Source organism: Phytopseudomonas daroniae, from assembly GCF_004327275.1.
GTDB classification, from domain to species: domain Bacteria; phylum Pseudomonadota; class Gammaproteobacteria; order Pseudomonadales; family Pseudomonadaceae; genus Aquipseudomonas; species Aquipseudomonas daroniae.
Map to the genome: position 1 here is coordinate 127,783 of NZ_QJUJ01000005.1, position 13,592 is coordinate 141,374.

Below are 13,592 nucleotides of genomic sequence, written 5' to 3' on the forward strand. Positions count from 1 at the left end.
GGCGCTCTCTCAGACCATGTACTGGATCAGGTCGACTTGCTCCGGCTTGGCGCCGGGCATGCAACCGAAGGATTGGGCGACTTCCCCGTCGCGCATCACCAGGATGCGGTGGCTCAGGCCGATCATTTCCTCCAGGGTGTCCGCGGTCAGCAGCACCGACACCCCCTCGGCGGTGATCTCGCGGATCAGCTGGTAGACGTCCTCCTTGGCGCCGACATCCAGCCCCCGGGTCGGGTGATCCAGCACCAGGATGGTCGAGCCCGCGTTGCGCCATTTGGCCAGCACCACCTTCTGCTGGTTGCCGCCACTGAGGTTCTGGCACAGCGCACCGGGCCCCGGCGTCTTGATGCTCAGGCGCTTGATCCAGCCCTCGGCGAGCCGGGCCTCCCGCCCCTCGTCCAGCAGGCCGAGGGTGGTCACCTGGCCGATGCGCGCCAGGGTCATGTTCTCGGCGACGCTCATCATCAGCACTATCCCCTCGACCTTGCGCTCACGCGGGATATAGCCGATGCCGGCAGCGATGGCCTCGCCCGGCCCCCTGCCCTTGAGGCGCCGACCTGCGACCTCGATCGTTCCGCAGGTCGGCGCCAGCAAGCCGGCGATCACCCGGCACAACTCTTCCCGCCCGGAGCCGATCACCCCGGCGATCCCCAGCACTTCGCCGCGATGCAGGGCGAAGGACACGTCGCGGAAATGCCGATCCAGCGACAGCCCGTCCACCGCCAGCGCGACCTCCGAGGAACAGGGCGCCTGCAGCGACTCCCGGTAATACTCGGCATGCAGGGAGCGCCCCACCATCAGGCTGTGCAGGCGCTCCTTGGAAGCCTCGGCAGCGGCCATCTCGGCGACCACCTCGCCGTCCTTCATGACGTACAGCCGGTCGCTCAGCTCCAGCAGCTCGTCCAGTCGATGCGAGACGAAGATGAACGAGGCGCGCGACCTCAGCTCCCTGACCAGGCGGAACAGAATGTCGATTTCCCGTTGTTCGAGCACGGAAGTGGGTTCGTCCAGCATGATCACCAGATGCCCGTCCGTGCGTTCTTCGAGGGCCAGAGCCTTGGCCAGCTCGATCATCTGCCGCTGGCCGAAGCTCAACTCGCTGCACTGGGTCAGCGGATCGATGTCCAGGTGCACCTTGGCCAACTGATGGCGGGCCGCGCCGCACAGCCGCTTCCAGTCCAGGCGGCCGAAACGGGAAAACTCGTCCTCGCGGCCCATGAACAGGTTTTCCGCCACCGACAGGTTAGGCAGTATCGACTGCTCCTGGTGAACCATGGCGATGCCCTGCGCGGTTGCGCCACGGGGGCCGTCGAGCACGATGGCGCGGCCATCGAGTTGCAGATGCCCTTCATCGGGCTGGTACACGCCGGTAAGGATCTTCATCAGGGTCGACTTGCCGGCGCCGTTCTCGCCGATCAGGCCGACCACTTCGTTCTTGCGCACTTCCAGGGAGATGTTCTTCAACACCCTGACCCCGGGGAAACTCTTGGATACCTGAATCAGCTTGAGCATGACGATCTCCTCACTTCACCACGCGGGCCTTGGCCCGGTCATGGGCCAAGGCCACCGCCGCGATGATCAGCGCCCCTTGCACCCCTTGCTGCACGTAGGGAGGGATCCCCATGAGCACCATGCCGTTACTCACCACGACCACGATGAGGATGCCGATCAGGGTGCCGAAGGGGCTGCCATTGCCCCCCGCCAGCGACGCGCCACCCACGACGATGGCGGTGATGGCGGTGAACAGCTGTCCCTGGGCGATCAAGGCATGGCCCTGGCCGAACTGGGCGACCGCCAGGATCGACGCCGCGCCATAGAAGGCCCCGGCCAGCGCGAACACCAGGATGCGCACCCGGTTGATATCGACCCCGTTGAGCCTGGCCAGATCCTCCCCGCCACCGATGGCCAGGGTATGCCGCCCCAGCACGGTGTGACGGGAGATGAAGTGCGCCACGCCAAGCCCCAGCAGCGCGATCCACACCGACAGGGGCAAGCCCAGCCAGCGCTGCAGGGCGATGGCGCGGATCTCCATGTCCGTCACCCTGACCGTATTGCCCGCCAGCAGCGCCGTGGCCAGGCCCACGCCGACGAAACCGATGCCCAGGGTCGCCATGAAGGAAGGGATGCGCAGCTTGACCTGAACCAGGCCGTTGACCAGCCCCGCGCAGGCGCCGATCAGCACCACCAGGGGCAGAACCCACAGCCCCAGGTCGTTGCCGTTGAGGGTGTTGCCGACGAGCAGGGCGAAGCACACCGCGGAAATCGCCACGACGCCCTCGATGGACAGATCGATGCTGCCCATCTGGATCACGAACATGCCCCCCAGGGCCATCAACAACGGAATGGCGGACGTCGTCGCGATGCGCGACATGTTCAGGGGGTCGAAGAAATTCGGGTTTATCAGACCGATCGACAGGCCGATAAGGACCAGCACCAGCAGGGATGAGAACCGCCGCAAGTAGGCCATGACAGCTACTCCAGAACAGACTTCAAGACAGCCCGGGACGGGCTTCGGAAACATTGGTGCGCGGGGGCTCAATAACGGATCGGCCCGGCCACGCGCCCCCAGAAGTCGTTGGCGTCCACTTGCGGTGTCGCCTTGAAATTGGCCTGGTAGAAAGCCTCGGCGTTGTCACGGGTAATCAGTTGCGGCGTGACGTAGAACTCGCGGTGCTCCCTCGGCTCCTGCCGCGGGTCGATACGCCCGGTTTTCGCCGCATGCCCCAGGGCCAGGCCCATGGTGCCCAGCCAGAAGGGATCGAGGCTGGCGGTCGCTACGTATTCGCCACTCTGCACCGCCTCGACCGCCTGCGGAATGCCATCGATACCCACTACCGGGATCATTCCGGCCAACCCCTCCCCGCGCAACGCTTCGAGCGCCCCCATCCCCATGTCGTCATTGGCGCACCAGATACCCTTGACGCTAGAGCCAAATCGGGTCAGCCAGGACTGCACGATGGGAAAGGCGCGGTTGGCGCTCCAGTCGGCAGGCTGGAAATCCAGCAGCTCGATGTCGGGAAACTTCTTCAGCGCCGCCTCCAGGCCGGCCCGTCGGCCAATAGCCGCGACGTTGCTATAGATGCCGCCCAGCGCAACCACACCGCCTTTACCACCCATGGACTCGAACAGCTCGGTGGCAATGGCCTCGCCGACCGCCTCACCGTCCTCGGAGATATGTGCGACCCAGTAGGGGTCGTAGTCCCAGGGGTGCATGTCGTCGGGCTTGTTCCAGATGGTGGTTACATACACGCCCGCTTTCACGCACTGCTCGATGATTACCCGGGCATCGGCGGAATCGTTTGGCTCGATGTTGAGGATCAGGTTGCCGCCGGTCTTCGCGATCAGGGCACGGACATCGGCGATGCCTTTCTGGCTGTTGCCTTCGGTGACCTGCGGCAGATAAGGCATCTTCAGGCTGGCCGCATAGGCTTCGCCACCGCGATTGAACAAGGCATGGTAAGGATTGGTGAGGGATCGGAAGGAGTTGGACAGGCTCAACGTGTCCTGAGCCCACAACAGCGAGGGGAAGAGCCCTGCCACTGCCCCGACACCCGCCAGGCCGGCAGCGCCCTTGATCAGTTGGCGACGGCTCAGATCGAGCCCGGTGGATGTTTGCTTGTCGTTCATCGTTGCCTCCGGGTACGCGCGGCACCGGTCATGATGTTTTCTTGGAATTCTAAGTAACCAACTAGTTATTTATATTTCACCAGCCAGCCAGGAGCAACCCTTATTTGCGGCCAACGATAGCCATCGCCGCACACGGGAGCCGAACCGCGACGGATCGATAGCCGCGGATATACCGGCAAACAGAAACGCGAAAAAGAACCCGCCACGAGGACGGGCCAAGGTGACTGACACAAGGCGACATCGGCGAGCAGTTGATTGCCGCCGATGCTCAGGGCATCAGGTTCGAATCGCCACCAGGCTCAGGGCCGGGCAATGCCTACCGAGTCCGGGGCGATGCTGATGGCCTCGGCCTTGTACATGGACCAGGCAGTGACCGACTGCCAGCGCTTGAGGTAGGACTCGGCCTCGACACCGCTGAGGTTCAGCGAATGCCCGCCGAAGTTCTTCAGAAATTGCTGAAACTCCTCGCTGGCCACCGCCTTGGCGTAGGCGTCGGTCAGCTTCTGCTTGATCTCGTCCGGTGTATCCTTGTGCACGAAGGCGCCCCAGAACGAGCCCCACGGCAGGTACTCGGCGATCTCCGGCAGAGACTCGGTGATCGGCTCGACGCCTGGCAGATCCGGCACCTCTTGCGTGGCAATCACCGCCAGCCCCTTGAGCTTGCCGGTGCGGATCATTTCCTTGGATGCCGCCAGGCTCAGTGGGGTGAAGTCGATATGTTTGCCCAGCAGCGCGGTGACGCTGGGGCCGTCTCCGGCGAAGGTCACTTCGCGCACCTTGAGCTCGCCCACCGCGTTGATCATCGCATGCACCGTGCTCGGGATCCCGCCGGCGCCGGTACCACCCATGCGCAGGGTGCCCGGATTGGTCTTGGCCTCGGCCAGCAGCTCGGCCATGGAGTTCCACGGCGCATCGGCATGGGTGACGATCACCGCTACGTTCTGGCCAATGATATTGACCGGATAGAAGTCGCTATAGTCGAACTTGGCCAGGCCCAGCACCGGATACAGCTGCGGGTTTTCCGCACCGAGCAGCAGAGTGTAGCCGTTCGGTCTTTGCTGCAGTACGTAGGTACTGCCTACAACCCCCGTACCGCCCGGACGGTTGTTGAGGATCAGCTTGCCACCCAATTCTTTCTCCACATGGGGCGCCAGGCTACGCATCACACTGTCGGTGCCGCCACCAGCACCCCAGGGGATCACGGCCTGGATGCTGCGCTCGGGATAATCGGCGTGAACGGATAGGGTCAGGGTGCCGAGTGCAATGGCGGCACTGGCGCATAGAGCTTTGAGCATGTGGAGGTTCTCCATCTGGTTATTTTTGTTGACCCCTGCCGGCCGGGGCACGCCTTGACGCAATCGATTCAGGAATGGGACAGGGAGGCCTTGCGCTTCAGCCAACCGAACAGAGGCGTGTTGCTCAACAGGATCAGCAGCATGCCGATGGTCAAAACCAGCGATACGGGGTTGCTGACCAGTTCCGCCATCAGCTCGAACGGGCTGTCGCCGACCGAAGCCATGGCCTGGCGGTAGGCGTTGTCCATCATCGGGCCAAGGATCACGCCGAGGATGATCGGGCCCATCTGGAAGCCAAAGGCCTTGAGGAAGTAGCCGAGCAGACCGAAGCCGAGCATCCAGTACACTTCGGTCATACTGCTGTTGATCGAGTATGTGCCGACCACGCAGAGCACCAGGATCAGCGGGATCAGTATGGCCTTGGGCAATTCCACCAGCCTGGCGAACAGCTTGATGCCCATCAGGCCGAAGATCAGCAGGAAGACATTGGCCAGGGCCAGGTTGCCGACGGTGAACCAGAAGATGTGCGGGTTATCCACCATCAGCATCGGGCCAGGGTTGAGGCCGTGAATCACCAGAGCACCAATGATCACCGCGGTCACTGCATCGCCCGGGATGCCCAGGGTCAGCATGGGGATATAGGCGCTGCCTACCGCCGAGCTGTTGGCGGTTTCCGGCGCCACCAGACCTTCATAGGCACCCTGGCCGAAGGGCGCAGTAGGATTCTTCACCGTACGCTTGGCATGGTCATAAGCCAGCAACGCGGCTATATCGCCGCCAACACCTGGCAGCGCGCCGACCAGCACGCCGATGATCGAGGTGCGCAGCGACAGCGGCAGGAACTTCAGCACCATGGCGATGGAAGGGATGATCTTGTCGACCTTCTGCCGCACCACGGCGGCATCCAGGTTGTGCAACTGATAGAGCGCCTCGGCGACGCCGAACAGGCCGATCATCACCACCACGTAGTGGATGCCTCCCATCAGCTCGACCTGGCCGAGGGTGAAACGGCCCTCGGCGGTCACCGGATCCATGCCGATCAAGCCGATCACCGCACCCAGCGCCGCGGCGAAGATACCCTTGGCCAACGAGCCGTCGGCCAGACTGCCGACCAGCAGCAGGCCGATGGCGGCGACCATGAAGTAATCGCGCGGGGCGAACTGCAGGGCCAGATCGCCGATCACCGGGGCCGCAGCGGCCAGCACCAGGGTGCCGACCAGGCCGCCGATCACCGACATCACCGTGCTCAGACCAATGGCCTGCCCGGCCTCCCCGCGCTTGGCCAGGGGGTAGCCGTCGAAAGCGGTGGCCACCTGCGCCGGGCCGCCGGGAATGTTCAGCAGGATGGCGCTGCGCGCACCGCCGTAGACCCCACCAATGAAGATGCCGACGATCAGCGCCAGGGCGTTGTTGACGTCCCAGGCAAAGGTGAAGGACACCAGGATGGACACCGCCATGGTCACCGACAGGCCGGGGATGGCGCCGATGTAGATACCGGCGAAGGTACCCAGCGCGGTCAGCATCAGCAGGTTCGGATGGGTCCAGGCCATGAACAGGTATGAGAGCGCTTCGCTCATGAGGATCTCCTTAGGGGAGGTAGACGCTGAACGCCAGGGTGAACAGCAGGTAGATCAGCAGCACGGACAGCACGCTGGTGAGCAGCGCACCCATGAGCCGGCCATTGCGCAGGTAGGCGATGGAAAGCAGCAGGAACACGAAGGTGCTGACATAAAAACTGGCCCACTGAATCGCCGCCAGATAGACCGTGGCCAGCAGAATGAAGACCAGCACGCGCCGGGGAAAATGCAGGTGGCAGAACTGCCTGAGGGTGTCGAGCCAGCCCCCGCAGGCTGCGGGTTGCTTGTGGCGCAGGGCGAAGAGCACCCGGGTCGCCGACACCACCAGGATCAGGCTGATGCCCAGCGGAAAGGCGCCCGGCGAGCTGATCGACGACAAGCCGGCGATCGCATAGGCCTGAACCAGGATGAACAGGCTGGCAAGCAGCAGCGCCAGACAGAAGGCGCGCTCGCCCACCAGCATTTTTCCAGTCGTTTTCATAGCAGGACTCCAACGGGATGCGGGGCGGTCAGGCACGAGCCCGGGCGGAGCCCCGGCCGAGCCAGGCACGCAACGGAGAGCGGCCCGACGCCGCTGCGGCGGCGGGCATGACAGCCTGTACTGGAGTGCTTGGCGGCATGCTCAGGATGCACGCGGCGGGAGCGAGGAAAGACCAGTGGTCGAGGAGCGGGGGCTGGTCAGCGCGCTCGCACGGTGCGGGCACCAGGCACGACCAGGCCCGGCGAAGACCGTTGAATAGCCGCGAGCGAACCGCCACAGCGGCGGCAGGTGCCGAACCAACAGATGAGAAACGGCTCGACTGGAGTCCGCTGGATGCTTGCTTGTTGTTGTTCATCGTTGCCTCCGAGCACCTTGCGGTGCCGGTCATGGTGTTTTCTTGGAATTCTAAGTAACCAACTAGTTATTTATATTCCACTCGCATTCCGGGCGCAAGCCCCGATTACGCGCACACCGCCAAAAGGCAACGAACGCCTCGGCGCCCGAGCCCCGCGACACGACGAAATGCAAGATCGGAAAATTCGGGAAAGGCGCGGCATCCGGACGGATGCCGCGCCTGCGGCCGGAGCGTCGGCGCGCAGCACGCCTCGAGGCCGAGCAGCGCGCACGGGAAACAGGGTGGCCCCAGGCGAGGTTCTGGGCCTGCCCGCAAGCGGCAGGCACGGACTCAGATGTGCTGCTTCTCGCCCTGACGACCGAGGCGCTCGGTCACCACCACGGGATCGAGGCTGCGGCCCAGCAGGAGATCCGCGCCCTTTTCGCCGATCATGATGCTCGGCGCATTGGTATTGGCGCTGACCAGACGCGGCATGATCGACGAATCGACGACCCGCAACCCCCGGACACCCCGAACCCGCAGCGCCGGATCGACCACCGCCAGAGCGTCGATGCCCATCTTGCAGGTACCCACGGGATGATAGCCGGTTCTGCCGCAGCGCCTGGCGTAGTCCTCGTAGTCCGCCTGGGTGCGCATGCTCGACCCGGGAAAATGCTCCGCCTTGATGTAACGGCGCAGCGCTTGCTGGGACATGATTTCCCGGCTCAGCCTGATGCCCTCGACCGACATTTTCAAATCGTATGGATCGTCGATGTAGTTCGGATCGATGCAGGGCGCGGCCAATGGGTCGGCACTCTGCAAGGTCACGCTGCCCCGGCTGAGCGGACGCAGAAAATACGAATTCAGGGTACAGCCCGATCCGGACGGCACTGGCGGGACACCCGCCTCGACCCCCGCGCCCGGCAGGAAGTGAAACTGCAGATCCGGGGTCGGCGACTGCGAATCGCCGTACCAGAAGGCGCCGCCTTCGGCGATATTGGAGGTCACCGGGCCCTTGTTGAACAGCTTGTACTCGAGCCCGGCCAGCAGCATCATGTGCGGCTTGGCGTACTTGTCCAGGCTGCAGGCGCCGTTGAGCTCGTAGACGATATCGATGTCGAAATGATCCTGCAGGTTCTGCCCGACGCCCGGCAGATCCTGCATCACCTCGATGCCCTGAGCCCGAAGCGCGTCGGCGGGACCGACACCGGACAGCATCAGGATCTTCGGCGAACCGATGGCGCCAGCCGCCACCACGACCTCCCGCTCGGCCCGGGCGAAGCGGATCTCCCTGGACGTCCGCCCCTGGACGTATTCGACACCGACGGCGCGTCCGTTCTCGATCCGCACCCTGGTCACCAGGCATTCGGTCAGCACCGTCAGGTTGGCGCGCTCGCGGGCATCCTTGAGATAGCCCTGCGCCGCACTGCAACGACGCCCGCCGCGCTGGGTGACCTGATAGGTGCCGCAGCCTTCCTGGCGCGCGCCGTTGAAGTCCGGATTGAAGGGTATACCGGCCTCCTGGGCAGAGCGCACGAAGGCCTTGGTCAGCTCGTTGACGCTGATCAGGTCGCAAACCCCGAGCGGCCCGCCGCTGCCATGGTATTCGTTGGCGAAGCGTTCGTTATCCTCGGCGCGGCGGAAATAGGGCAGCACATCGCGGTAGGCCCAGCCCCGGCAGCCCTCCTCCTGCTCCCACATATCGTAGTCACGGGCGCTGCCACGGGTGTAGACCATGGCATTGATCGAGCCGCCACCGCCCAGCACCCGGCCCTGGGGATACAGCATCGAACGGTTGTGGCTGTTACCCTGCGAAGCCGTGCCATAGCCCCAGGTCAGCGGGCCGCCGGTCATCTTGAAGAAACCCACCGGCATGTGGATGTAAGGGTTGGTATCGGCAGGACCGGCCTCGAGCAGCAGCACGCGGATGTCCGGCGACTCGCTGAGACGCGAGGCCAGGACGCAGCCGGACGAGCCGCCGCCGACGATGACGTAATCGTACATATTATTGTTCTCCTAAAACCCAGCCCGGACGACTCAGGCTTCGACCCAGCGGGGACGATCCCCGATCTGGACATGCACGGACTTGAGCTCGGTGTACTCCTCCACACCATAGCGCCCGGTCTCCCGGCCGATGCCCGACTGCTTGAAACCACCGGATGGCAGCTCGGGGCCGCCAGTGATGGTGGTATTGACCCAGACCCGCCCAGCCTTGATCGCGCGCACGGCCCGCAGCGAGGTGTCCAGGTCGCGAGTCCAGATGCTGGCGGCCAGGCCGAAAGGCGTGTCGTTGGCCAGTTGCATGGCCTGCTCGAAATCGTCGAAGACAGTGATCGTCAGCACCGGCCCGAAGATTTCCTCGCGGGCGATGACCATCTCCGGCGCGACATCGGCGAACAGCGTCGGCTCGACATACAGGCCGGCCGGGCTAGCGATGCGCTTGCCGCCGTGGAGCAGGCGCGCGCCCTCGCCCTTGCCCTGCTCGATATAGGCAAGGATACGCTCGAGATGACGGGCCTCGGTGATCGAACCGACCTGGGTGGACTCATCCAGGGGATCGCCGATGCGCACCTTGCCGATCAGCGCGAGCAGCCTGTCGACCAGCGCGTCGGCGACCGAGCGCTGCACCAGCAGGCGGCTGCCGCTCACGCAGCACTGCCCGGCGTTGAAACATATGCCGAAGACGATGGCATCGGCCGCCGCGTCCAGGTCGGCATCGGCGAAGACCACCTGTGGATTCTTGCCGCCCAGCTCCAGGCCGACCTTCTTCATGTTGCCGGCGGCCGCCGCCAGCGTGAGGCGGCCGACCTCCGTCGAGCCGGTGAACGACACCATGTCCACGTCCATGTGCTCGGAGATGGCCTGGCCCACCCTGGAACCGCTGCCGGTCACCACGTTCACCACGCCGGCCGGCAAGCCGGCCTCCTCGAGGATGGCCGCCAGTTCGAGCGTGCTGCCGGAAGTCAGCTCGCTGGGCTTGACCACCAGGGTACAGCCCGACGCCAGGATGAACGGCAGGCGCTCGGCGAGGATGAAGAATGGAAAGTTCCAGGGCGTGATCAAGCCCACCACACCAATCGGCTCACGGGTCACCAGGCCGAGCAGGCCGCCGCCCAGGTTGTTGAAGCTGTCGCCGTGCAGCGCGCAGGCCTGGCCCGCGGCATATTCCCAGATCCCGGCGGCGGCCTGGATCTCGCCCCGCGCCTGGCTGATCGGCTTGCCGGTCTCGAGGGTTTCGCGCAGCGCCAGCGCGTCGGACCGCTCGCGGATGAGCCGCGCCACCTTGAGCAGCACTTCGGCCCTGACCTCCCCGCCCACCTGCGACCAGCGCCCATCGTCGAAGGCCTGGCGGGCCGCGGCGACCGCCTGCTCGACATCCTCGCGCTGGGCGGACGGATAGATACTGACCGGGACATCGTGGGCGGGGCTGCTGCGCACGACCTGGGCCGAGCCCACGCCGCCGGTCCACTGCCCGTCGATGAACATGGCGTAGACCTTGGGTTGCGCCGGCAGCTTCTCTAAGCATTGCTTGTCACTCATTACCTTCATCCTCTGTATGGGCACTCAGCCTCTGACGGCCTCCGCCCTAGCTATGCCGAACACGCCCCAAGGAGGCCATCCAGCGGCTTTTCCACAAGCAATATATAACTAACCAGTTGTTTACATACAAGTCCCATGACAAGCTTTGTTTGTCCAACCCAAGGCCTTCCGGATAAGCTCTTGGCCTGCGAACCCGCCCGCAGACCATCAATTCTTGGCAATACTCAAGCTCTGGAGACCCGCCTCTAATGGCAAGCAAATCGACTGGCACGGACAAGGAAAGACCCACGCGTGATGCCGTAGCCACACGCGGTCGTATTCTCAAGGCGGCAAAAGTCGAATTCGCCAAGCTTGGCCTGGCTGGCGCCCGCATCGATGGCATAGCCCGACGCGCCAAGTCGAACAAACGCATGATCTATGAGTACTACGGCAACAAGGACGGACTGTTCCAGGCTGTCCTCGAGGAGGCCTACACCAACATCCGCAGCGCCGAGCGCAAACTCAGGCTCGAGGAACTGGAGCCACGGGAGGCGATCAGCAAACTGATCACCTTCACCTGGAACTACTACCTGAAGAATCCGCAGTTCCTCACCTTGGTCAACAGCGAGAACCTGTACCGCGCCACCCACCTGAAAGCGTCGGTAAAGATCGGCGAAATGCACAGGCCGCTGGTGCAACTGGTCGGCGACATCCTCGAGCGAGGCGTGGCACAAGGCGTGTTCAGGCCCGGCATCGACCCCATCCAGCTCAATATCAGCATCGCCGCCATCAGCTACTACTACCTGAACAACCGCTTCACCGGCGAAGTCATCTACGGCTTCGACTTCACCTCGCCCGAAGCGCTGAAGGAACGCCTGGAATTCAATATCCAGACCATCCTCGCCTCCCTGCGCCCGGACTGATCCACAGCCTGCCAGCAGACGTTCCCCAGAAGCTCGCCGCGGCGACTGCACGGATACGGATGCGGAAGGGCCTTGGCCGTAGGGCGCTGGCGCCCTGACGGGCTGCGCAGAACAGCAGCGTCAGCCCCCGATACACCACCTGGGAAACCGGCCGGATTACGCCAACGGCACTACCCGCACCTCGCGCACGATCGGCGTGAACGCCATGCGCTCGATGACGTCGCGCTGGATATCCACCCCCTCGACCACCTCGATCAGCTCGATGCCATCGCCGACCAGACGGAACACGGCGCGCTCGGTCACATACAGAACCTCCTGCCCGGCCGCCAGGGCCTGCGGGCCACTGAAGGTGATATGGCTCACCCGCTCGACCAGCTTGGGCACCTGCCCGAGGCTGGTCAGCCGCAAGGCGGCGCCATCGGCCACGACCTGCAGCCCCTTGGCCTCGAAGGCGCCGCAGAACACCACCTTCCTGGCGCCCTGGGTGATATCGATGAAACCGCCAGGCCCCACCAGCGTCCCGCCCAGGTGCGACACATTGACATTGCCCAGCCCGTCCATTTCGCCCATGCCCAGGAAGGCCATGTCCACGCCACCGCCGCTGTAGAAATCGAACTGGTCGAGGGAGGTGACTATCGCCTGTGGGTAGCGGGCCGAGCCGAACATGGCGCCATCCATCATGCGGCCGTTGTGGATACCCTGCTCGATGCTGCCCCAATAGGGCACGGGCGGCTCCCGCTCGGCCAGCAGGGCCGGAATGCCCCCCGGAATACCGAAACCGAAATTCAGCGACAGCCCCGGGGTGATCTCGCGCGCGGCCCGCCGGGCGATGAGACGGCGTATGCCTTCGGGCGCCTCCGCTGCCTGCACCTCGCCACCCGGCAGGCACTCGCCGCTGATGGCCGGATCGTATTCGCTGGCGATGGACTGGCGCTGCTCGGGCACCGCCACCAGCGCATCGACCAGCACCCCCGGGATACGCACCAGGCGCGCCGGCACCAATGGCTGCGCGCTGAGCCCACGCACCTGCACGAACACCTGTCCGCCACAGCTGTGGGCCGCCAGCGCCAGGGCATAGGCATCCAGGTCGGCGGCCTCGTGGCACAGGCTGATATTGCCGCTCGGGTCGGCCAGGCTGCCGCGCAGCAGGGCGACATCGATCCGCAACGGCTTGTAGCGCAGGTAGCGCTTGCCATCGAGTTCCAGGCTCTCGACCAGCGCCTCGGTCGCCCGTCCGTTGCACTTGCCGCCCGCCACCAGGGGATCGGCGAAGGTGCCCAGGCCGATATGGGTGATCAGTCCCGGACGGGCGGCGCCGATCTCGCGCATCAGCGCCATGATCACCCCGGCGGGCAGGCTGTAGGCCTCGATCTCCTCGTTGCGGGCCAGCGCCTGCATCTTCGACGACCAGCTCCAGTGCCCACCGATCACGCGCTTGACCAGGCCCTTGTGCGCCAGGCGCTCCAGCCCGCTGCCCTGGCCGTTACCGATGCCCAGGGCATGCACCAGGGTCAGGTCGCGCGGGTGCCCCGTCTCGAGAAATCTCGCCTCGACCGCCGCCAGTAGCGCATCGGGCTCCAGCAGGCTGCCCGAGCCACACACCGCAATGGTCGCGCCATCCGCAATCCGGCCGGCCATCTCATACGCCGAAACACAGCTTCTTTTCATTGTTTTCACCTCATCGGCCCTGCCGAGTCAATCGTCGCCTGGCCTCTTCCATTCCGCTTGACGGAGGCGCACGGCTCGCTTTAAATAAATAACTAGTTGGTTACATATCATAGATTAGAGAAGCACCGGAAAGAACACAACCACCCCCGCGACCCGCACCGTCACCGA

The 13,592-nt window shown here is 64.5% G+C and carries 10 protein-coding genes; 1 reads left to right on the top strand and 9 read right to left on the bottom strand.

Features of this window, described 5'->3' with window-relative positions:
- Positions 1 to 9: 9 nt before the first annotated feature.
- From DNK10_RS13995 to DNK10_RS14030, 8 genes are all read right to left on the bottom strand, one after another.
- Entirely contained in the window at positions 10 to 1,512 is a 1,503-nt protein-coding gene (locus tag DNK10_RS13995) for a sugar ABC transporter ATP-binding protein (RefSeq protein WP_131191987.1), read from the bottom strand.
- A 10-nt stretch (positions 1,513 to 1,522) separates the two neighbouring features.
- Positions 1,523 to 2,467, bottom strand: a complete 945-nt coding sequence (locus tag DNK10_RS14000) for an ABC transporter permease (RefSeq protein ID WP_131191988.1) — start codon at positions 2,465 to 2,467, stop codon at positions 1,523 to 1,525.
- A gap of 68 nt (positions 2,468 to 2,535) precedes the next feature.
- Positions 2,536 to 3,627, bottom strand: coding sequence for a sugar ABC transporter substrate-binding protein (locus tag DNK10_RS14005; RefSeq protein ID WP_131181862.1), 1,092 nt, complete (start codon positions 3,625 to 3,627; stop codon positions 2,536 to 2,538).
- A gap of 299 nt (positions 3,628 to 3,926) precedes the next feature.
- Entirely contained in the window at positions 3,927 to 4,922 is a 996-nt protein-coding gene (locus DNK10_RS14010) for a tripartite tricarboxylate transporter substrate binding protein (protein WP_131181861.1), read from the bottom strand.
- A 68-nt stretch (positions 4,923 to 4,990) separates the two neighbouring features.
- Entirely contained in the window at positions 4,991 to 6,499 is a 1,509-nt protein-coding gene (locus DNK10_RS14015; RefSeq protein ID WP_131191989.1) for a tripartite tricarboxylate transporter permease, read from the bottom strand.
- 10 nt (positions 6,500 to 6,509) lie between these two features.
- Entirely contained in the window at positions 6,510 to 6,980 is a 471-nt protein-coding gene (locus tag DNK10_RS14020; protein WP_131191990.1) for a tripartite tricarboxylate transporter TctB family protein, read from the bottom strand.
- Between the two features lie 685 nt (positions 6,981 to 7,665).
- Positions 7,666 to 9,318, bottom strand: a complete 1,653-nt coding sequence (locus DNK10_RS14025; protein WP_131191991.1) for a GMC family oxidoreductase — start codon at positions 9,316 to 9,318, stop codon at positions 7,666 to 7,668.
- Between the two features lie 33 nt (positions 9,319 to 9,351).
- On the bottom strand, positions 9,352 to 10,854 hold the full coding sequence (locus DNK10_RS14030; protein WP_131191992.1) for an aldehyde dehydrogenase family protein: 1,503 nt from the start codon (positions 10,852 to 10,854) through the stop codon (positions 9,352 to 9,354).
- A gap of 248 nt (positions 10,855 to 11,102) precedes the next feature.
- On the opposite strand from DNK10_RS14030, the gene DNK10_RS14035 reads away from it, so the two are divergent.
- The gene (locus DNK10_RS14035; RefSeq protein WP_131191993.1) at positions 11,103 to 11,756 is read left to right on the top strand and encodes a TetR/AcrR family transcriptional regulator; all 654 of its coding nucleotides are present in this window, start codon (positions 11,103 to 11,105) and stop codon (positions 11,754 to 11,756) included.
- A 156-nt stretch (positions 11,757 to 11,912) separates the two neighbouring features.
- Here the strand turns inward: DNK10_RS14035 and DNK10_RS14040 are convergent, their stop codons facing one another.
- Positions 11,913 to 13,394, bottom strand: a complete 1,482-nt coding sequence (locus DNK10_RS14040) for a CoA-transferase (RefSeq protein ID WP_244216260.1) — start codon at positions 13,392 to 13,394, stop codon at positions 11,913 to 11,915.
- Positions 13,395 to 13,592 lie beyond the last annotated feature (198 nt).